Below are 20,649 nucleotides of genomic sequence, written 5' to 3'. Positions count from 1 at the left end.
TTATAATTAGTTTTTAACTTCTTCTAAAGCTTTAGAAAGTTGATCAGGACAAGAAGTTGGTCTATTTCCACAAGTTATACCTTTAAGCTTTTTTATTGCTTCATCTATAGGCATGTCTTCAATTAAAACACCAATACCTTTAAGATTTCCATTGCATCCACCAACAAATTTAACATCTTTAACTTTACCATCTACTACATCAAAAGTTATTTGTCTTGAACAGACTCCTTTAGGTGAGTAAGTGTACATTTAAATCAGCTCCTTTTATTTTGCTTATGTTTTATACATATTTAAATAAATAACTAGTCAGTATGTTAGTCTTAGTTTACTTTGTAAGTTACTTTTTTTAGATCTTAGTATTAGGAAAATCATTAGAAAAGCTTAAGTTATTGTATTTAACAAAATAGACTTTACATTTTGAGGTGTTATTTAGTTTAATATGTCTTAATCGAACAATTATCATTATATAATATTAATAAATTTAATACAATAAATTTTACTTTTATATCACCAATTGCCTTTAATTATACATATTATATTATATAGCAAGGGGTGATGAAATGAGGTATCTATATATATGTAATACGTCTACTGATTGCATTTCTAAAGTTAATATAGATGACTTTAAAGAAGAAAGCAAGATAACATTAAATGATAAAGATTTTAATAGGATAGGTCCACATGGGATATGTGAATATAGAGGGCAAATCTTAGTTGCTAATAGTTATTCAAATACTTTATCTATAATAGATGCAAAAAAGGGAAGAGAAGTAGATAGCTATTTTATCGGAATGCATTGTAATGACGTAGTTGCATATGAAGATAAAGCCTATGTTATATGTGGAGATTCTAATAATATTGTAGTATTTGATCTTATAAAAAAAAGAGTGCTTGAACAAATACCTTGTGGAAATTTACCACATAGCATAGTTATAGATAAACAAAATAAAGTAATTATGACCTGTAACATGGGAAACGACAGTATAAGTTTAATAGATTGCAAAGATAAAAATAATGTAAAAAACATAAGAGTTGGAGAATATCCGACAAGAGCTACATTTACGGTAGATGGAAAATATATTTTAGTATGTGAAAGTAATATGGGATCGGATTATAAAGGAAGTATAGGAATAATTTCTACCAAAAATTATAGGCTTTTATATAGAATATCAGTAGGAAATTCTCCTGTAGATATGTATTGTGATGAAAAGGTATGTATAGTTTCTAATTTTGGAGATGGAACTATTAGTTTAATAGATATAAATTATTATGAAAAAATAAAGGATATAATAATTGGAGGAATGCCAATAGGTATAATGAAATCAGGAGATGATGTATATATAGGAGACAACTATAAAAATTTACTTTTAAATATTAATATAAAAGAAGAAAGTAAAAAAATCATACCTATAGGGGGAGAACCTACAGGAATGATTTTAATTTAATCTAAGTTTAAAACATCTAGTATGTTTTTGTACAATTCAGGTGAATTTTTTTTCCAGTTTGAACATAGTTTCTTTGCTTGTTCATTGGAATCTACAGGAATTTTTAAATCTATAAGTAAAGAATTATCTTTTTCAGCTTTTAAATTAACTATAAAATCCTTGTTTTTTATAGTATAGTCTGCTGTAACGCTAATTTCTTTTTTTATTAAATTCAGGTTCTGTTTTAAATAATCATTTATTATAGTTATTTTATCTTCAGTAACTCTATCAATAAACATTGATAAAACTTTTAATCCTTTTTTAGTAATTGACATTCTATGTTTATCTTTATCTGCATTATATCTTAAGAAATTAGAGGAAGTCAGTTCTGATATATATTGTTGCAAGGTAAAGTAATTTATTAAGTTATTTTCTAGAACTATTTCAGTTATTTTATTGTTAGAAATAGGAATATCAAATTTACTAAATATGTAAAGAATCAACAATTTATTTTCTGCTAATTCTAAAGCATCTTTAAACATTAATGTTCCTCCCTAGTATAAGTATTTAAAAATCATATTTAATTATATCATAAAAACTAAATACAGATTACTCTAAAGGGTAAAAATAATAATAAAACCTAGAATGTTTTATTATTATTTTTTATTTTCATAGATATATAGTGATTTATTTTCATATGAATAGTTATAGAATTGATAGTATTGTTAGGAGGAATATATGAAAAAATTACTAAGAAAAAAAATGTTTTGGGTTGGTACATTGTTATTTGTATGCATGGTTACATGTATCCTGTTTAATTACAAACAAACAGGTGTATTTTTAAATACTAAAGGTAATATTCCTATCTATAGGGTAGATACAAAGGAAAAGAAAATAGCTTTTACTTTTGATGTTAGTTTAGGTGATGAATATTTAGATAAAATACTAGATGTACTTGATAAATATAATATTAAATCTACATTTTTTTTAGTTGGAGATTGGATCGATAAAAATCCAGAGAAGGTTAAAGACATATATAAAAGAGGCCACGAAATAGGAAATCATTCTAACAAACATCCAGATATGACTAGAATATCTAAAGATAAAATGATTAAGGATATAAATATAAATGATGCAAAGATAAGAAAACTTGTAGGTAAGGGTACAAAAATATTTAGATGCCCATCAGGTTCATACAATGATGATGTAATTAATACTGCTAAAGAGATGGGTCTATACACAATACAATGGGATGTAGATAGTATAGATTGGAAAGAACAAGGTGCAGACCTAGAATACAATAGGATTATAAAAAAGGCTAAACCAGGTTCTATTATGTTATTTCATAATACTGCTAAATATACTCCTGATAACTTAAAAAGAATAATTGAAACTTTAAGAAAAAATGATTTTGTTTTTGTAAAAGTAGGAGATTTGATTTATAAAGATAACTATTATATAGATTCAGCAGGAGTTCAAAAAAAATAGTAAATATTTTTTAACAGAAAGAAGGAAAAACAAAAAAAATATAGAACAAATATATTAATGGAATATATTAGTAAAAAAAATAATAATTGAAAGTTCTTTGGTATAAAATTATATAACCTGATTAAAATAAGTATAAATAACTTAGTTAATTATTAGGAGAGGGTTATATGAAAAATATACTTGTTTATAGTGATAATAAAAAGTTTGAACTTGTTTTATCAAATTTATTAAAAAAATTATTACTGGAGGTTAATGTTGTAGTGCATGATACCAGTAATATTTTTGACTACTATGATTATATAATTATTGATAAAGATATTTCCTTTGATTGCAATATTATAAATTGTGGTTATTTCTTTATAAATATGGATTTATTTAAAAATAAAAAAATAGATATAAACGGAAATGTTATAAGTTATGGATTAGGAAATAAAAATACCGTTACTATATCTAGTATAGAAGATGAGAATAAAGGATTTGTATATTGTATCCAAAGGTATTTAGATGTAGAAGATAATAAAAGCATAATACAACCACAGGAGATACCTTTAGATATAAATTATGAAAACGATAAGGAATTATATGTTTGCATGGTTGCTATTACTATAGCTTTGATAGAAAAGATATCAATTAAAAATATAAAGAATAGATTAAACAAATAAAAAATAGCTTTAATTTAGTTATATTTTAGTTAACTTTCGAATAATTATATGTTGTGAAATGAATTAGAAACTAAGGGAAAGAGGGGTTATGATGGACAATTTAATGTTAAATAATAAAATTTATTTAGAAGGAAAAGTAGTAGAGGGTTTAAAGTTTAGTCATAAAATGTATGGAGAGGGATTTTATACTTTTAAATTAGAAGTAGAAAGACTAAGCGAAGTTTCAGATGTTTTAAACATAACTGTATCAGAAAGATTATTAGCTGGTATGGATATTAAAGAGGATGACGAGTTAATAGTTGAAGGTCAATTGAGATCATATAATAAATTTATAGACGGAGCTAACAGACTTATATTAACTGTTTTTGCAAGAAATATAGAGCCTTGTGAAGAAAGAAGTAAAAATCCTAATGAAATTTATCTTGATGGATATATATGTAAAGAGCCAGTTTATAGGACAACTCCTTTTGGAAGAGAAATTGCAGATTTGCTTTTAGCAGTTAATAGACCTTATAACAAATCAGACTATATACCAAATATTTCATGGGGAAGAAATGCTAGATTTTGTAAAACATTAAAAGTAGGAGAAAATATAAGAGTTTGGGGAAGACTTCAAAGCAGACAATATCAAAAGAGAGTATCAGAAGATAATGTTGTAACTAAGATAGCTTATGAAGTTTCCATATCAAAAATGGAAAGGGCTTCAAATGAAGGAGAAGATTCAGAAGAGTTAGATAATGAATTGGAAAATACTCCAAATGAAGATTTAGAAAATAAAAATGAAAGTGAAAATGGAGAAGAAAAGAAACAAATAAATGCTTAGAAAATAAAAGTGTGTAGGTTATTAACCTACACATATTTATTTTCTATGAATTATTTTCTTAAATCATCTAAAAGTTTAGTTTTATCTTTAGTTTTATCATCTACAGATTTTATTATTTTTGCAGGTGCTCCAGCAACAACAACATTTTCTGGAACATCTTCTGTAACTACAGATCCAGCAGCAATAACAGAACCTTTTCCTACTTTAATACCTTCTAATATAACAGCGTTAGCACCTATAAGTACGTTATCTTCTATAGTACAAGGAGATTTACTTGGTGGCTCTAAAACACCAGCTACAACAGCACCAGCACCTAGATGTACGTTATTACCTAACTTACCTCTAGCACCTACTACAGCGTTCATATCTACCATAGTACCTTCTCCGATTTCAGCTCCTATATTTATAACAGCGCCCATCATTATAACAGCGTTTTTACCAATAGAAACTCTATCACGAAGGATAGCACCAGGTTCTATTCTAGCATCTATCTTTAGCATATCTGCTAAAGGAATAGCTGATTTTCTTCTATCTTGTTCTAATTTATATTTTTTTATGCTATCTTTGTTTTGTTCTATTATATCTAGAATTTCTTGTGCTTCTCCAAATAGTATGTATAAATCCCCACTATTAAATATTTCTACATCTTTAAAATCACACTTAGGAAGTTGTCCTTCTATGTAAGCTTTTATAGGAGTAGATTTTTTTACTTCTTTTATGTATCTTGCTATTTCGTATGGATCGGTAAAATTGTAATTCATTTACTTTCCTCCTTCACATAATTAATAATACTATTATAATAAATAATAAACTTTAAATAAAGGGGTATTTATTTAAAGTTAAAATAATAGTAAAATAATACTTAAAAATATGTTTAGGAGGAGTAGCTTTGAGTAATTTAAATTTATATGAAAATATGTTGTCTAATAATGTGAAGAATATAGAGATTTCTGGAATAAGAAAGTTTTTTAATAAAGTTAGTAAATATGAAGATGTAGTATCTTTAACTATAGGGCAACCAGATTTTAATGTTCCAGAAAAAATAAAGGAAAGTATGATAGATTCTATAAATCAAAATAAAACTACATATACATCAAATGCTGGTATAGAAGAACTTAGGTTAGAGATAAGTAAATATTTAAAAGAAATGAAAATAGATTATTCTAAAGAAGATATTTGTATAACTGTTGGTGGAAGTGAAGGACTTATGTCTGTATTTACAGCTATTATAAATGAAGGGGATAAAGTTTTAATTCCAACACCAGCATATCCAGCTTATGAAAGTATTGTAAAACTTTTAGGAGGAGAAATTATAAATTATCCTCTTAACAGTGATTTTTCTATAGATTTTGAAAAATTAAAAGAGTTAATAAAAAATCAAAAACCTAAAGTGATGGTAGTTTCTTATCCATCTAATCCTACAGGAGCAGTTTTAACAAAAGAACAAAATGATAAATTACATGATATTTTAAAAGATGAAAAAACAATAATTATAAGTGATGAAATGTATAGTTCAATATGTTTTGAAAAAGAATATAATTCTATATGTCAATATAAAGACATAAAAGATAAAACTATATTAGTTGGAGGATTTTCTAAAATGTTTTGTATGACAGGTCTTAGAGTAGGCTTTGTTTGTGCAAAACCGTCCTTTATGAGCTCTATAATGAAAGTTCACCAGTATAATGTATCTTGTGCACCATCTATAGCTCAATGGGGTGCTGCTGAGGGTTTAAAGAGTTGTATGGACGATGTGGAGTTTATGAAAGATAAATTTAAAGAAAGAGGAGAATATGTTTATTCAAGGCTTAAAAAATTAGGATTTGAAGTTTATAAACCTAAAGGAGCTTTTTACATTTTTCCTTCTATAAAAAAATATAGTGAAAATAGCGAAGAATTTTCAGAAAGACTTCTTAAAGAGGCAAAAGTTGCAGTAGTACCAGGATCAGCCTTTGGAGATGGTGGAGAAGGATATATAAGAATATCCTATGCATATAGCATGGATCAGTTAAAAAAGGCATTAGATAGAATGGAAGAATGGTTAAAATCTGAATTTTAAAAGTACTACTAAAAGAGTATTTTAATTTATAATAAAATAAAAAAAAGATAGATTTTATCTTTGAAAATATAAAATCTATCTTTTTTACAAATTTACATAGGTTAATATTATTTATATACAAAATTAGTTAGTAATATTAAAATAAATAATAAGTCAAAGATGGCACCAATAAGAGATACAATATTAACTAATCATTTATTTTTAGTTGTATATTAAAATGATATAATCCTTTATAAAGAAGCTTTGATTACGTCATTCATATCATAAAGGCCAGGTTTTATGTCTTTAATACCCATAAATAAACAAGCATTTAAAGCTCCAATAGCAAAAACATCTCTTGATTGAGCAGTATGCTTAAGTTCTATTACTTCTCCTTGACCTGCAAATATTACATCATGTTCTCCAACTATACTTCCACCTCTTATTGCATGAATACCTATTTCTTTATGTTCTCTTTTACAGTTTCCTTCTCTTCCAAAAGTATATTTTGTTTCTTCTTTTATATTGTCTTTTATAGTGTCAGCTAATAAAAGAGCAGTACCACTTGGAGCATCTACCTTTTGGTTATGATGTTTCTCAATTACTTCTATATCAAAATTTTTGTACATGAATCCACTGATTTCTTTTAATATGTTATTTACAATATTTACACCTATAGACATATTAGCAGATCTAAACATAGGAATTTTTTTAGATGTGTCTTCTATTAGTTTAATTTGTTCTTCTGAATATCCAGTAGTACATAATACTATAGGAATATTTTTAGAAATTCCATAAGTTATTAGAGAGTCTAAACTAGTAGGTCTTGAGAAATCGAGTATTACATCTGCATCTACAGAACAGTTACTTATGTTATCAAATACTGGATATTGACTTTCTTCGCTTTTTTTATCTATGCCTGCAACAATTTCTAATTCACTATGATTTAAAGCTAAGTTAGAAATAACCTTTCCCATTTTACCGTTGCAACCACTTAATATGATTTTTGTCATATAAATATCCTCCTTTAAATAGCTAAATATTAAGTGTAGAGCAAAATCACTTAGCTCTACACTTATAAAATTTTATTACTATAATCCTTATTTATTATTTATTATTTGTTATTTGTTATTTGAATTATATAAGGTTATAATTTTTTAATTCTTTCTTTAATACTTCTAAATTATTTTTTTCCATTTCGCATAAAGGCAATCTAAGTTTTCCTGCATTCATATTCATAACATTCATTGCTGTTTTCACAGGAATAGGATTTGTTTCTATAAATAAAGCTTTAGTAAGAGCTAGACTGTTTAGTTGAAGTTCTAAAGCTTCTTTTGTTTTACCATTTAAATATAGTTCACACATATTATGAACATCTTCAGGAATTATATTTGATAATACGGAAATAACTCCAATTCCACCAACAGATAATATTGAAATTATTTGATCATCATTACCAGAATATATATCTAGTTTGTCTCTACATAAAGCTTTAATTTGAAGTATTTGACTTATATTACCGCTAGCTTCTTTTACAGCAACTATATTTTTATCTTCACACAGTTCTTTTAATGTCTTTGGAAGTATATTAAGACCTGTTCTTCCTGGAACATTATATATTATTATTGGAGTATTAACTTCCTTTGACACAGCTTTAAAGTGTTTAACTAAGCCTTTTTGTGTAGCCTTATTGTAATAAGGAGTTATGACTAAAAGTCCATCAACACCAATGCTTTCGGCCCATTTACTCATATCTATTGCAGCCTTTGTATTATTGCTTCCAGTACCAGCTATAACAGGTATTCTTTTATTTACTTTTTCAACTACGAATTTTATAGTGTCTTTCTTTTCTTTTTCTGTCATTGTAGTTGCTTCACCAGTAGTTCCACAAACTATTATGGCGTCAGTTTTTGATTTTATTTGCCATTCAAGTAATTCTCCAAGCTTGTCAAAATCCACACCATTTTCATTAAAAGGAGTTACGATAGCTACTCCAGCACCTTTAAAAATACTCATAAAAATACCCCCTTAATTATTTGTTAGAGCTAATTATACATTCAGCTATTTGAACTGCATTTGTTGCAGCTCCTTTTCTGATGTTATCTGCAACAACCCATAGGTTTAATCCATTTTCTATACTAAAGTCACGTCTAATTCTTCCAACAAAAACTTCATCTTTTCCTTCACAATCTACTGGCATAGGATAAACTAAGTTATCTACATCATCTTTTAATATTATGCCTTTAGAATTTTTATATAACTCAAATATATCATTTAATTCAAATGGTTTTTCAAGTTCTATATTGATACTTTCACTATGACCATAAAATACGGGAACTCTTGCAGTTGTAGCTGTTATTTTTAAGTTATCATCATGAAGTATTTTTCTTGTTTCATCAATCATTTTCATTTCTTCTTTAGTGTAACCATTGTCTAAAAATACATCTATATGTGGTAAAATATTTCCAGCTATAGGATGAGGGAATTTTTTTGGAGCTTCTCCAGTATAACCTTCCTTAAGATCATTATATCCACCAATACCTGCTCCTGATACTGCCTGATAAGTTGAATATACTATTCTTTTAATACCATATTTATTTTGTAAAGGTTTTAAAGGTACCATAGCTTGAATAGTAGAACAATTAGGATTAGCAATTATACCATTGTTCCATTTTATATCTTCAGGATTTACTTCAGGTACTACTAAAGGAACTTTAGGATCCATTCTCCAAGCACTACTATTATCTATTACAGTAGCTCCGTATTTTACAAATACTTTAGCAAAATTTAAACTAGTAGTTCCACCAGCTGAAAATAAAGCAAAATCTATTTTCTTATTTTTTATATTGTCTTCTTTTAACTCTTCAACTATAACTTCTGAATTGTTAAATTTTAAAACTTTTCCTGCTGATCTTTTAGAAGCAAAGAAATATATTTGTTTTATAGGGAATTCTCTACTTTCAAGTACTTCAATAAATTTTCTTCCTACCATACCAGTAGCACCAACTACCGCTACATTATAATTCATTATTTATACCTCCCAATATTAATCAAATTACAGTTACTAATATTATATAACTGTAGTATTAAAAAATATATACTTATATATGTTTTTTCCTGATATTTTATCATTAATTTACTTATTGTACAAGGAATTCAGGAATTAATTCATTTGCTATGAAATGGTGAATTGAAAATATTATTTATAAAAATATAGTGGGCATATACTTGCAGAATATTTAAAAGGGTTTATAAATAAAAATACAATAATCTTTTTATTCACAATATTTGAATTTTAACATAAAAATGAAATAAAAAAGTTGATTTGTATCAATTATTTAAAAATATAAAAAGTGGATTTTTTTAAAAATATTTATTATAAAAGGTTTTCATAGATTGACGTAAAAAAATGTAAGTGATATTATTGTAAAAAATGTAAAAAATATCTTTTTATCATTCAATTTTCATAAAAGAATTTTTTATAGGAATATATAATTAAAGTTTTGAATAGTGTATAAAAATACAAAAAATAAAGAGGCTTTGATAATTTATTTAATTATGTTTTCAAATTTTATTGAAAGTATTAAAAATTAATTTTTTTAAATATTTATCTTAATAATTGCAATTATTTTGTGAGTAATTCAAATTTAATAGGGGAGGGAAATGTGTTATGAAAGGTAAAAAATTTTTATCTGTAATAGTATCTTGTGTAGTTTTGACATCTACAGTATTAGTAGGGTGTGGAGGAAATAAAAGTGCAATGTCAAATAAAGTTGCAGATAAAAAGCAATATTTGAATTTAACTATGAAAGCAGAACCTAAAAATTTAGATCCATCTAAATCAACTGATTTGTATTCTTCTCAGGTAATTAGTGAAACTTATGAAGGATTAACAAGAGTTGAAGTAGATAAAAAAGGAAAAGAAGTAATAAAACCTGCAGGGGCAGAAAAATGGACTGCTTCAAAAGATGGCTTAAAATGGACTTTTAAATTAAGAGATTATAATTGGTCTGATGGTAAAAAAGTTACTGCTAAAGATTATGAATATGGTATAAAAAGGACATTAGATCCTAAAATTGCATCTCAATACGCTTATTTATTAGATCCGATTAAAAATGCTAGTAAATATAATAAAGGAGAAGAAAAAGTAGAAAATGTAGGTGTAAAAGCAGTAGATGATAAAACCTTAGAAATAACTTTAGAGAAACCTTGCGCTTATTTTTTAAAGACAACATATTTTAAAGTTATGATGCCACAAAGGAAAGATATAGTTGAAAAGTATGGAGAAAAATTTGGAACAGAATCTTCAAATATGGTAGCCTGTGGTCCTTTTACAGTAAAAAATTGGGTTCATGGAAATAAAATAGAGTTAGCTAAAAATAAGAAATATTGGGATGCTAAATCTGTGAAATTAAATGATGTTAACATAAAAATACAACCTAATGAAGGATCTAGAATGCAGGAACTTTTAAATGGTGGTATAGATGTTGCGGCAGTTCAAAAACCAGAATGGAAAGATAAGTTTAAAAAAGCTGGTAAATTTAATCCTCAAAAGGTGGTTACTCCATCTACTAATATTGAATTTTATAATCAAAAGGTTAAATTGTTTAGTAATGCTAAAGTGAGAAAAGCTTTTTCATTAGCTGTTAATAGAGAAGGAGCATCAAAGACTTTATTTAAAAATGATTTTGTACCAGCATATGGTTTTGCACCACCTTCACTACAAATAGGGGAAAAAGAATTTAGAAAAGAAGTTTCAAAAGAGCCAGTAAAAAAATTAAAAGAGGAAAATAAAGATCCTAAGAAACTTTTAGTTGAAGGATTAAAAGAATTAGGAATGAATGAAGATCCATCAAAAATAACAGTAACTTATTTAACTGGTTCCTTAGGAGATCAACAAAAAGAAATTTGTGAATATTTTCAACAAATGTATCAAAAAGCTTTAGGAATTAAAATGAAAATAGAATATGTTCAATGGCCAGTATATATGAAAAGAATAAATAATGCTGAATACGAAATTTCTGGTATGGCTTGGCAAGGAGATTATAATGATCCTATGACAGAATTTGATATGTGGATTACTGGTTCTAAAATAATTCCAACAAATTGGTCTAATAAAAAGTATGATGAACTAATTAAAAAGGCTGGAAATTTACCAAAAGAAAAAAATGATAAAAGAATGAAATTATTTAAAGAAGCTGAAAACATATTATTATATGAAGATGCTGTAATTGCACCAGTAGTTTATAGAACCGATAATTACTACAAGAAAGATTATGTAAAAGGAATGATGTATACACAATTTGGTTGTTCATATGAATTTAAATATGCTTACACATCAGGAAGAAAATAATATTAAATATAATTTATATGCAGCAGAGTTTTTAAATGAATCTGCTGCATATAAATTATAAACTATTTTGGAGGGATATATGTGCTTAAATATATACTTAAAAGAATTATATATATGTTTCTTACTTTATGGATAGTAATAACTATAACTTTTGTGTTAATGCATGCTATCCCAGGAGATCCTTTAGCAGCTAATGCTAAAAGATTACCTCCGCAAATAAGAGCAAATTACTATGCAAAATATGGCTTAGATAAACCACTAATAACTCAATATAAAGTTTACATGAAAAATTTATTAAAAGGTGATTTAGGAGAGTCTTTAGCTTTTCCAGGAAGAAGTGTAAATAAAGTTATAAAAGATGGTTTGCCAGCATCAGCTCAGATAGGTATTCAAGCAGTAGCATTAGGTTTTTTAATAGGAATAATCTTAGGAATTATAGGTGCTTTTAAGAGAAATAGATGGCCAGATCATTTAGTCATGTTTTTAGCATTAATTGGTGTTTCTATAGCGAATTTTGTATTTGCAGCAATATTTCAATACTTATTTACTTCTAAATTTATGATTTTACCTACTACTGGTTGGGGCGGAGTAAAACATACTATATTACCAACTATAGCTTTAAGTTTAAGTCCTCTAGCTATATATGCAAGGTATATGAGAAATGAGTGCTTAGATGTTTTAGGTCAGGATTATATATTGACAGCCAAAGCAAAGGGAGTATCAAAATTTTCTCTAGTTTCTAAACATGTAATAAGAAATGCAATTCTTCCTAGCATAACTATATTACCACCTCAAATAGCAGTTATACTAACAGGATCTTTTGTAATTGAGAGTATATATGGAATACCTGGATTAGGAAGTTCTTTTGTAGGAGCTGTAAATAATATGGATTATTCAATGATTATGGGACTTACCGTATTTATGGCATCTATTTATATATTTTCTTTATTAGTAGTTGATATATTATATGGAATTGTTGATCCAAGAATTAGAATTGCAAATTCAAAATAGCAGAGGAGGAGAAAAATGACTGAGATAAGTAGAAGTAAGTTTGAAATGGTAGGAATAGATAAATCTTTAAATAATGAAATAAGTAGACCTAATATAACTTATTGGAAAGATGCTTGGAGAAGATTAAAAGGAAATAAGGTTGCTATAGTTTCTTTAATTGTACTTTTATTAATAGGTTTAATGACAATAATAGGTCCTCATTTAACATCCTATAAGTATTGGGCTACAGATTCTAGTATTGTTAATATGAGCCCTAATTCTAAGCATTGGTTTGGAACAGATACATTAGGTAGAGATTTGTTTTCTAGAGTTTGGAAAGGTGGAAGGGTTTCTATAATAATAGGAATTTTAGGAACTTTTATAGAAATGACTATCGGAGTTATATATGGAGGAATATCCGGTTATTTTGGTGGAAAAGTTGATGAAGTAATGATGAGAATTGTGGAAATATTATTAAGCGTTCCCTATTTAATAGTTGTTATTATAATTTCTTTAATACTTGGAAAAGGAATTTTATCTTTGGTAATAGCTATGACTATAACTGGTTGGTGTGGTATGGCTAGGATAATTAGAGGACAAATTCTTAAAATAAGAGAGCAAGAGTATGTTTTAGCAGCTAAAGCATTAGGGGCTAGCCCTTTAAGAATAATAAAAAAGCATTTAATACCTAATACCATAGGCATATTAATTGTTAATATTACTTTAGATATACCTTCATTTATATTTGCAGAAGCTTTTTTAAGTTATATAGGTTTAGGAATACAGTCACCAAATACTAGTTGGGGATCACTAGCTTCAGCAGCACAACCTAATTTGATTTTTTATCCTTATCAATTGTTTTTTCCGGCTTTGTTTATAAGTTTAACTATGCTTGCATTTAATTTGTTAGGTGATGGATTAAGGGATGCTCTTGATCCTAAATTGCGTCAATAAGGGAGGCTTTATTATGGAAAAAATATTAGATGTAAAAAATTTAAAAGTTTCCTACCATACTTATGCTGGAGAAGTTCAATCTGTAAGAGATGTAACTTTTCATCTTAATAAAGGAGAAACTCTTGCTATAGTTGGGGAATCAGGATGTGGAAAAACTGTAACAGCTAAATCTATAATGAGATTAATACAAGAACCTCAAGGAGAAATAAAAAAAGGTTCTGAAATAAATTTTAATGGTGAAAATATATTAAATATGAATAACCAAAAGCTAAGAGAGTTAAGAGGTTCAGATATAAGTATGATATTTCAAGATCCTATGACATCTTTAAATCCTACTATGAAAATTGGTAATCAAATAGTTGAAAGTTTAAGAATTCATAGAGATATGAATAAAAGGGAAGCTTTAAAAGAAGCTATTAAAATATTAAAATCTGTAAATATACCTAATGCTGAAAAGAGGGTTAACCAATATCCTCACGAATTTTCAGGAGGTATGAGGCAAAGAGTTATGATAGCTATGGCTTTATGTTGTAATCCTAAAATACTTATAGCAGATGAACCTACAACAGCATTAGATGTTACTATTCAAGCTCAAATAATGGATCTTATAGATGAACTTCAAAGTAAGTTAAATACGGCAGTTATAATGATAACCCATGATTTGGGAGTTGTTGCTGATGTAGCAGATAGAATACAAGTTATGTATGCAGGACAAATAATAGAAAGAGGAACTATTGATGAAATATTTTATAAAGCGAAGCATCCTTATACTTGGGCTTTGCTTCAATCAATACCTAAATTAGATACAAAGCATAAGGGAAAGCTTTACTCATTAGAAGGAACACCTCCAGATTTAATTAAACCACCTAAAGGATGTGCTTTTGCTTCAAGATGTGAGTATTGTATGAAAATATGTAAAGAAAAAACTCCTGAAAGCAAAAGTTTAACTGAAACTCATAAAGTTAGTTGTTGGCTACAAAATTCTTTGGCACCTAAAGTTCATAATTTTTATGTGGATGGAGGTAAGGAATAATGGTTAAAGAAAATTTAATAGAAGTTAGAAATTTAAAAAAATATTTTAAAGTTGGTAAAAATGCTACTTTGAAAGCTGTAGATGGAGTAGATTTTAATATAAAAAAAGGAGAGACTTTAGGATTAGTAGGAGAGTCAGGTTGTGGGAAAACAACTTGTGGTAGAACTATATTAGGTTTATATAAAGCTACAGATGGTGAAGCTAAATTTAAAGGAAAAAATATATATTCTTTTAATAAAAATGAAAAAAAAGAGTTTACTAAAAAAGCACAAATAATTTTTCAAGATCCCTATGCTTCCTTAAATCCAAGAATGACTGTTGCAGATATAATAGGAGAAGGTATAGATATTCACGGTATCTATAAGGGAGAAGAAAGATTAAAAAGAATATATACATTATTAAACCTAGTTGGATTAAATAGAGAGCATGGATCTAGATTCCCACATGAATTTTCAGGTGGTCAAAGACAAAGAATAGGAATAGCTAGAGCTTTAGCTATAGAACCTGAATTTATTGTATGTGATGAACCTATATCTGCATTAGATGTGTCTATACAAGCTCAAGTTGTAAATTTGCTTATAGATCTTCAAAATAAATTAGGATTAACTTATTTATTTATAGCTCATGATCTTTCTATGGTTAGACATATATCTGATAGAGTAGGAGTAATGTATTTAGGTAATATGATGGAGCTTGCAAGTAGTAAAGAATTATATGAAGATCCTCTTCATCCTTATACTAAAGCTTTACTATCTTCAATACCTATTGCAGATCCAAAGTTAAGTAAAAAAAGAAAAAGAATTGTATTAGAAGGAGAAGTTCCAAGTCCTATAAATCCTAAGCCAGGGTGTAAATTCGCTGAAAGATGTAAATATGCAAAAGAAATTTGCAGAAAAGAGAAACCTAAATTTAAAGAGATAAAAGAAGACCATTTTGTTGCTTGTCACTTATGTAATTAAGGTATAGTTTTAATATGCTAAAATAGTAAGGCCTATTTTTTATAAATTTATAATTTAATATATAAATAATTAATATTATTTTGTAATAGTATAAAATCCCCCTGGAAAGTAAATAATAATAACAAGTTATTTGCAAGGAGGGATTTGCTATGGGGAAGACACCTTTAAAAAAAGTTATAAAGGCAAAGATAAAAGCTAATAAAGAGCTTACAGATATGGAAAAAGTAAGAGAAAAGGTAAAGTATGAAATAGCAGAAGATTTAGGATTAAAAGACAAAGTAGATAAATTTGGCTGGGGAGGACTTACCTCAGAGGAAACAGGAAGAATAGGCGGAATAATGACTAAAAAAAAGAAAGAACTAAAAATCCCTAAAAACAAAGAAATATTAGAAATGGATAAGAATAAAAATATATACTCTATTGACTTACCTAATAAAAATATATAATATTTATTAGGTAAGTACTGGTTTTAAATAAAAGGAGAAAAACTAATGGAGTGTTATGAACAATTTGCTTATATATACGATGAACTTATAAATGGAGATATAGATTATAAAAAATGGTCAGAAGTTATTATTGAAATAATAAACAAGTTAGAAATTCCAAAAGGTGAATATCTTGATTTGGCTTGTGGAACAGGTAATTTGACTGTAGAATTATATGAAAAGTTTAAACATACTTGGGCTGTAGATTTATCCTATGATATGCTTACAAAAGCTGAGACTAAGTTTAAAAACTTTAAAAATAAACCTAAATTTGTATGCCAAAACATATGCAATTTAAATTTAAATCATAAGTTTAATGTAATAACTTGTTGTCTAGATTCACTTAATTATATAGTGGACAAGGGTGAATTAATAAATTTTTTCAAAAATGTATATAATCATTTAGATTATAATGGGATTTTTATATTTGATATGAATTCTTATAATAAGCTTACAAATATACTAGGAAATAATTCTTTTAATTATGATGATGAGGATATAACCTATGTTTGGGAAAACTATTTAGAAGATGATATAGTTAATATGTATCTTACTTTTTTTGTTAAGGAAAGTAACAATATATATAGAAGATTTGATGAAGAGCATAGAGAAAGAGCTTATAAAAATGAAGAAATAAAAGAAATAATAAAAAACATAGGATTTAAATTAGTAAAAGAATTTGATAATTATAAAATAGATAAAGACATCGATGAAAACACTGAAAGAATAGTATATGTACTGACAAAGTAGTTACAAATAATTATATGAAATTAAGGTGGTATTTATATGAAAGATAAATTAATAAAAGCTTTAGCAAAAGAAGGACAAATTAGAATAATAGCAGCTATAACTACAGAAACAGTTAATGAAGCTGTGAAAATACATAAATGTGCTCCTACTGCATCAGCAGCTCTTGGAAGAATGGTTACCGCAGGAGTTTTAATGGGTTCAACTTTAAAATCTGAAAAAGATACTTTAACTCTTCAAATTTCAGGGGGAGGAATAGCTAAAAACGTTGTTGTTACATCTTATTCAAATGCTAGTGTAAAAGGTTATATAGGAAACCCTAAGGCAGATCTTGAGCCAAATAGTAAAGGTAAATTAGATGTAGGTGGAATAATAGGTAAACAAGGTAATCTATCTGTTATAAGAGATATGGGACTAAAAGAACCTTATGTAGGTCAAGTTCCTATATATACAGGAGAAATTGGAGATGACATAGCTTATTATTATACTGTATCAGAACAAACACCTTCAGCTGTTGGGTTAGGAGTTTTAGTAGATAAAGATTTATCTGTAAAATGTTCTGGTGGATTTATAATACAAATGCTTCCAGGATCAGATGAAATGTTAGCAGATATAGTAACTTATAGATTACAAGAGATACCATCTATTACTGAGATGATATTAAAAGGAATGTCTATTGAAGAAATTATTGAATACATATTTGAAGATATGGATTTAAAAATATTAGATGATACTTTAACACCAAAATATGAATGTAATTGTTCTAAAGAAAGAGTAGAGAAAGCCCTTATAAGTTTAGGAAAAGAGCAATTAAATGAAATATATAAAGAAGGAAAAGATGAAGAGATAGAATGTCATTTTTGTGATAAAAAATATAAGTTTACCAACCAACAAATAGGAGAACTATTAAAACAAATTTAAAAAAACTGTTGAAATTATTTACAAAATATAATATAATATTATTGTCGTTGGTTAAGTGTGGGCGCATAGCTCAGCTGGGAGAGCATCTGCCTTACAAGCAGGGGGTCACAGGTTCGAGCCCTGTTGTGCCCACCACATTTATGGCCCAGTGGCTCAGTTTGGTTAGAGTGCCGGCCTGTCACGCCGGAGGTCGAGGGTTCGATCCCCTTCTGGGTCGCCAACACGGCTTCATAGCTCAGTCGGTAGAGCAGAGGACTGAAAATCCTCGTGTCACTGGTTCGATTCCAGTTGAAGCCACCAAAATGCGGGAGTGGCTCAGTGGTAGAGCGTCACCTTGCCAAGGTGAACGTCGCGAGTTCGAATCTCGTCTTCCGCTCCAATATGGCGCTATAGCCAAGTGGTAAGGCAGAGGCCTGCAAAGCCTTTATCCCCAGTTCAAATCTGGGTGGCGCCTCCAAAAAAAGCATTCTAAAAATTAGAATGCTTTTTTTATATGAAAAATTATAAATTTATAATTTTAAAATTTATTTTCTAGAAAATTATAGATTATTTTCAATACAGAGAATACTTCCTCTATCTATTAATTTATCATTTCTTAAAAATATAGGCTTAACATTATGCTTATTTAAAAATTGTAATACTTCATTTCCGTATTTATAAAACTTTAAGTTACCATAAAAAGCAATAGTTTTTTCATCTATAAGTCCACAACAACCGCCTATAAACCCATAATCTAGTCCTGGAAGTAAAATATCACCAGGAGGTAATAGAAGTACATCAAATTTATTTTTAGTTAAAATTTTAGCTATTTTTATATCGCTAGTCATTACTGCATTAGGTGAAACTATAGCCGTAGAACATTTTGAATAACCTTGAGATATATTTATTAAGTTTTTGTTTTTTACTAAATCTAGTAAAGTAGGATCTGTAAACTTTAAATTATGCATAAATATTTTTTTTGTATTTACAGCGTTTAAAATTATATCTTTAGGATATTTATTTTTTAATGAATTTTTAGATAGGATAACTTTAAAATTTAATTTTTTTAATTTATTTATAAATTTTGAATCTGTATCTTTATGTAAAAGTAATCTGTTTTTATCTATTATATTTAATAACATATCCGGATGACCACAAACTGCATCATATAAAAGATTAGAAGTAGGACAACAAATTATTTCTAATCCAAATTTTTTTAGATTTTCTTTTTCTATATTAGATATTCTACTATCTACTAGTGCAAATTTCATATGTTAGATCTCCTTTTTATGTGCCTTATACTAATATATTAAATTCTAGATATATAAATTTCAATAATAAAAATTTATGTCGAGATTTGTTTAATAATTAAAAGTATATGAATTATATTTAAACACATACTAGTTTAAGAAAGGAGTGAAGATATGTTACTATTCACTTTAATATATGATGATGATAAACAGATTATAGTTGAAGAAATAAATAATATAAGAGAAAAATTTAAAAGTAAAGATATGGTTGTTGGAGTATCTGAAAGTATAGAAAATAAAACTCACTTCATTAAATTTTATTCTGAAAAAGATGATTTAGAAAAGCATTTTTTTGAAGAGTTTAATAAAAGCATTGCTATGCTTTTATATAAATGTCTTTTAGATGATTTTTTTGATAAATATATAGATAGATTTATAACAGATAGTTATTTCTTTTTGAAAAATCAAGAAAAAACAAAGATTAGAGATAAAAGTTTAATTGTACTTAGAGATGATGAAAGAGCACTAGAAGGATGTTCTATTTATTGTTTTAATAAAAAAAATGATGTGTTATATAAAATAAGAAATATTATAGCTGGAGATACAAAAGAAATAAATATAGATGGATTTATAACATTTAGAATGAAAGAACTAAGTAGAGATTTAGAAAGTATAATAGATAAAGTTGTAGAAAAATATATGGTAGAAAAAGAATATAATGAATTTATAAAACTATTAAAATATTTTGTTGATATGGAAGAAAGCAAAATAGATGAGATAAATATAATGATAGATAAAGAAGGAAAGTATACTTTAAAAGATAAAGAAGGAAATGATTTAACTTATAGTATTTACTTAGATACAGAAGATGTAAAATATATTGAAAGTATAAGTATAGATGATATGCTTTTAAGTTGGCTTATTACAAATGTTCCTGAAAAAATTAGGATTCATAATATAGATAATTGCAATAATAAAGAACTTATAGGTACCATAAAAAATGTGTTTGAAAACAAAGTTGAAATATGTGAAAATATTGAAATAGAAAGTGTTAATAAAGATTTGAATAAAAGTAAATTGTAGTATATACTAAATAATTATAAAAAATATTATATAAATATTGACAATGAAATACAATAATCATATAATATAACATAAAATGAATTATAAATATATTGAAAGCTATGATAAGGAAAAGTAAATAGAAGACTATTCTAAGAGAGAAAAACTCAATGGCTGAAAGGTTTTTCGGATAAGTTCTATTGAATACCACCTTGGAGCTATATACTGAATTTTAGTAAGTATAATCGTAAGCCGCGTTATAGGCAACAAGTGAATAGTATAACTATATTTATATACTATTAATTTGGGTGGAACCGCGATATAACTCGTCCCATTTGTGGGAGGAGTTTTTTTATTTTGTAATAAAAGGATTTTAAATTCAAAAGGAGCCTTTGTTCTATTTGAAATATAAGAAATCTTATCCAAAGACGAACTACTTTTATCTTTTATTTAGCCCTATGAATTTTAAGTAGTAAAGTCG

At 27.1% G+C, this 20,649-nt stretch carries 21 protein-coding genes, 5 tRNA genes and 1 other annotated feature; of the genes, 19 read left to right on the top strand and 7 right to left on the bottom strand.

Going from position 1 to position 20,649, the window contains the following annotated elements; all coding sequences use genetic code 11:
- Window positions 1-6: 6 nt before the first annotated feature.
- Window positions 7-249 carry a TIGR03905 family TSCPD domain-containing protein gene (locus tag ABDZ71_RS19190; protein ID WP_343764409.1) on the bottom strand — a complete coding sequence of 81 codons (243 nt, stop codon included), beginning with the start codon at window positions 247-249 and terminating at the stop codon, window positions 7-9.
- Window positions 250-560: 311 nt separating this feature from the next.
- Between ABDZ71_RS19190 and ABDZ71_RS19185 the strand changes: the two genes are divergently transcribed.
- Entirely contained in the window at window positions 561-1,445 is an 885-nt protein-coding gene (locus tag ABDZ71_RS19185) for a YncE family protein (protein WP_343764406.1), read from the top strand.
- Here ABDZ71_RS19185 and ABDZ71_RS19180 read toward each other — a convergent pair.
- Entirely contained in the window at window positions 1,442-1,966 is a 525-nt protein-coding gene (locus tag ABDZ71_RS19180) for a DUF4364 family protein (RefSeq protein WP_343764405.1), read from the bottom strand. The two genes, ABDZ71_RS19185 and ABDZ71_RS19180, sit on opposite strands and share 4 nt — an antisense overlap.
- A 253-nt stretch (window positions 1,967-2,219) precedes the next feature.
- Between ABDZ71_RS19180 and pdaB the strand changes: the two genes are divergently transcribed.
- The 3 genes from pdaB (at window position 2,220) to ABDZ71_RS19165 (ending at window position 4,397) form a co-directional block, all read left to right on the top strand.
- Window positions 2,220-2,912 (top strand): polysaccharide deacetylase family sporulation protein PdaB, encoded by a 693-nt coding sequence (gene pdaB / locus ABDZ71_RS19175; protein ID WP_425544741.1) that lies wholly within the window; start codon window positions 2,220-2,222, stop codon window positions 2,910-2,912.
- Window positions 2,913-3,079: 167 nt separating this feature from the next.
- Window positions 3,080-3,574, top strand: coding sequence for a hypothetical protein (locus tag ABDZ71_RS19170; RefSeq protein WP_343764401.1), 495 nt, complete (start codon window positions 3,080-3,082; stop codon window positions 3,572-3,574).
- 91 nt (window positions 3,575-3,665) lie between these two features.
- On the top strand, window positions 3,666-4,397 hold the full coding sequence (locus tag ABDZ71_RS19165) for a single-stranded DNA-binding protein (RefSeq protein WP_343764399.1): 732 nt from the start codon (window positions 3,666-3,668) through the stop codon (window positions 4,395-4,397).
- A gap of 50 nt (window positions 4,398-4,447) precedes the next feature.
- Here the strand turns inward: ABDZ71_RS19165 and dapD are convergent, their stop codons facing one another.
- Window positions 4,448-5,158 (bottom strand): 2,3,4,5-tetrahydropyridine-2,6-dicarboxylate N-acetyltransferase, encoded by a 711-nt coding sequence (dapD, locus tag ABDZ71_RS19160; RefSeq protein WP_343764397.1) that lies wholly within the window; start codon window positions 5,156-5,158, stop codon window positions 4,448-4,450.
- Window positions 5,159-5,313: 155 nt separating this feature from the next.
- Between dapD and ABDZ71_RS19155 the strand changes: the two genes are divergently transcribed.
- Window positions 5,314-6,456 carry a pyridoxal phosphate-dependent aminotransferase gene (locus ABDZ71_RS19155; protein ID WP_343764588.1) on the top strand — a complete coding sequence of 381 codons (1,143 nt, stop codon included), beginning with the start codon at window positions 5,314-5,316 and terminating at the stop codon, window positions 6,454-6,456.
- Between the two features lie 230 nt (window positions 6,457-6,686).
- Here the strand turns inward: ABDZ71_RS19155 and dapB are convergent, their stop codons facing one another.
- The 3 genes from dapB to ABDZ71_RS19140 form a co-directional block, all read right to left on the bottom strand.
- The gene (dapB, locus tag ABDZ71_RS19150) at window positions 6,687-7,448 is read right to left on the bottom strand and encodes a 4-hydroxy-tetrahydrodipicolinate reductase (RefSeq protein WP_343764393.1); all 762 of its coding nucleotides are present in this window, start codon (window positions 7,446-7,448) and stop codon (window positions 6,687-6,689) included.
- A 124-nt stretch (window positions 7,449-7,572) separates the two neighbouring features.
- Window positions 7,573-8,451: a 4-hydroxy-tetrahydrodipicolinate synthase gene (gene dapA, locus ABDZ71_RS19145; protein WP_343764391.1), complete on the bottom strand. Its 879-nt coding sequence runs from the start codon at window positions 8,449-8,451 to the stop codon at window positions 7,573-7,575.
- 16 nt (window positions 8,452-8,467) lie between these two features.
- Window positions 8,468-9,463: an aspartate-semialdehyde dehydrogenase gene (locus ABDZ71_RS19140; RefSeq protein WP_343764389.1), complete on the bottom strand. Its 996-nt coding sequence runs from the start codon at window positions 9,461-9,463 to the stop codon at window positions 8,468-8,470.
- Between the two features lie 642 nt (window positions 9,464-10,105).
- Here ABDZ71_RS19140 and ABDZ71_RS19135 point away from each other — a divergent pair.
- The 13 genes from ABDZ71_RS19135 to ABDZ71_RS19075 all read left to right on the top strand — a co-directional run bounded on the left by ABDZ71_RS19135 (window position 10,106) and on the right by ABDZ71_RS19075 (window position 18,334).
- Window positions 10,106-11,788, top strand: coding sequence for a peptide ABC transporter substrate-binding protein (locus ABDZ71_RS19135; protein ID WP_343764387.1), 1,683 nt, complete (start codon window positions 10,106-10,108; stop codon window positions 11,786-11,788).
- A gap of 81 nt (window positions 11,789-11,869) precedes the next feature.
- Complete coding sequence (locus ABDZ71_RS19130; RefSeq protein WP_343764385.1) at window positions 11,870-12,799, top strand: ABC transporter permease; 930 nt, start codon at window positions 11,870-11,872, stop codon at window positions 12,797-12,799.
- Window positions 12,800-12,814: 15 nt separating this feature from the next.
- On the top strand, window positions 12,815-13,732 hold the full coding sequence (locus ABDZ71_RS19125) for an ABC transporter permease (RefSeq protein ID WP_343764383.1): 918 nt from the start codon (window positions 12,815-12,817) through the stop codon (window positions 13,730-13,732).
- Between the two features lie 13 nt (window positions 13,733-13,745).
- Window positions 13,746-14,765, top strand: a complete 1,020-nt coding sequence (locus tag ABDZ71_RS19120) for an ABC transporter ATP-binding protein (protein WP_343764381.1) — start codon at window positions 13,746-13,748, stop codon at window positions 14,763-14,765.
- Window positions 14,765-15,724, top strand: a complete 960-nt coding sequence (locus tag ABDZ71_RS19115; RefSeq protein ID WP_343764379.1) for an ABC transporter ATP-binding protein — start codon at window positions 14,765-14,767, stop codon at window positions 15,722-15,724. The genes ABDZ71_RS19120 and ABDZ71_RS19115 overlap by 1 nt, the downstream gene beginning before the upstream one ends.
- 149 nt (window positions 15,725-15,873) lie before the next feature.
- Window positions 15,874-16,170 (top strand): alpha/beta-type small acid-soluble spore protein, encoded by a 297-nt coding sequence (locus tag ABDZ71_RS19110; RefSeq protein WP_343764377.1) that lies wholly within the window; start codon window positions 15,874-15,876, stop codon window positions 16,168-16,170.
- 45 nt (window positions 16,171-16,215) lie between these two features.
- On the top strand, window positions 16,216-16,959 hold the full coding sequence (locus ABDZ71_RS19105; RefSeq protein WP_343764375.1) for a class I SAM-dependent DNA methyltransferase: 744 nt from the start codon (window positions 16,216-16,218) through the stop codon (window positions 16,957-16,959).
- Between the two features lie 36 nt (window positions 16,960-16,995).
- A complete protein-coding gene (gene hslO / locus ABDZ71_RS19100; protein WP_343764373.1) occupies window positions 16,996-17,877 on the top strand; it encodes an Hsp33 family molecular chaperone HslO in 882 nt (293 codons plus the stop codon).
- 59 nt (window positions 17,878-17,936) lie between these two features.
- A tRNA-Val gene (locus ABDZ71_RS19095) sits at window positions 17,937-18,012 on the top strand.
- A gap of 7 nt (window positions 18,013-18,019) precedes the next feature.
- Window positions 18,020-18,097: transfer RNA gene (locus tag ABDZ71_RS19090), tRNA-Asp, on the top strand.
- 4 nt (window positions 18,098-18,101) lie between these two features.
- Window positions 18,102-18,177: transfer RNA gene (locus ABDZ71_RS19085), tRNA-Phe, on the top strand.
- A 4-nt stretch (window positions 18,178-18,181) separates the two neighbouring features.
- Window positions 18,182-18,256: transfer RNA gene (locus ABDZ71_RS19080), tRNA-Gly, on the top strand.
- 4 nt (window positions 18,257-18,260) lie between these two features.
- A tRNA-Cys gene (locus ABDZ71_RS19075) sits at window positions 18,261-18,334 on the top strand.
- Window positions 18,335-18,416: 82 nt separating this feature from the next.
- Here ABDZ71_RS19075 and ABDZ71_RS19070 read toward each other — a convergent pair.
- A complete protein-coding gene (locus ABDZ71_RS19070; protein WP_343764371.1) occupies window positions 18,417-19,127 on the bottom strand; it encodes a DUF6873 family GME fold protein in 711 nt (236 codons plus the stop codon).
- A gap of 153 nt (window positions 19,128-19,280) precedes the next feature.
- Here ABDZ71_RS19070 and ytxC point away from each other — a divergent pair, with 153 nt between their 5' ends.
- On the top strand, window positions 19,281-20,189 hold the full coding sequence (gene ytxC / locus ABDZ71_RS19065; protein ID WP_343764369.1) for a putative sporulation protein YtxC: 909 nt from the start codon (window positions 19,281-19,283) through the stop codon (window positions 20,187-20,189).
- Window positions 20,190-20,281: 92 nt separating this feature from the next.
- Window positions 20,282-20,505, top strand: a binding site (T-box leader).
- Window positions 20,506-20,649 lie beyond the last annotated feature (144 nt).

This window comes from Clostridium oceanicum, from assembly GCF_039521385.1.
In the GTDB taxonomy this organism is placed as follows: Bacteria; Bacillota; Clostridia; order Clostridiales; family Clostridiaceae; genus Clostridium_F; species Clostridium_F oceanicum.
The sequence above is the reverse complement of the archived record's forward strand: the minus strand, read 5'-3'. Positions and strand labels throughout refer to the sequence as shown.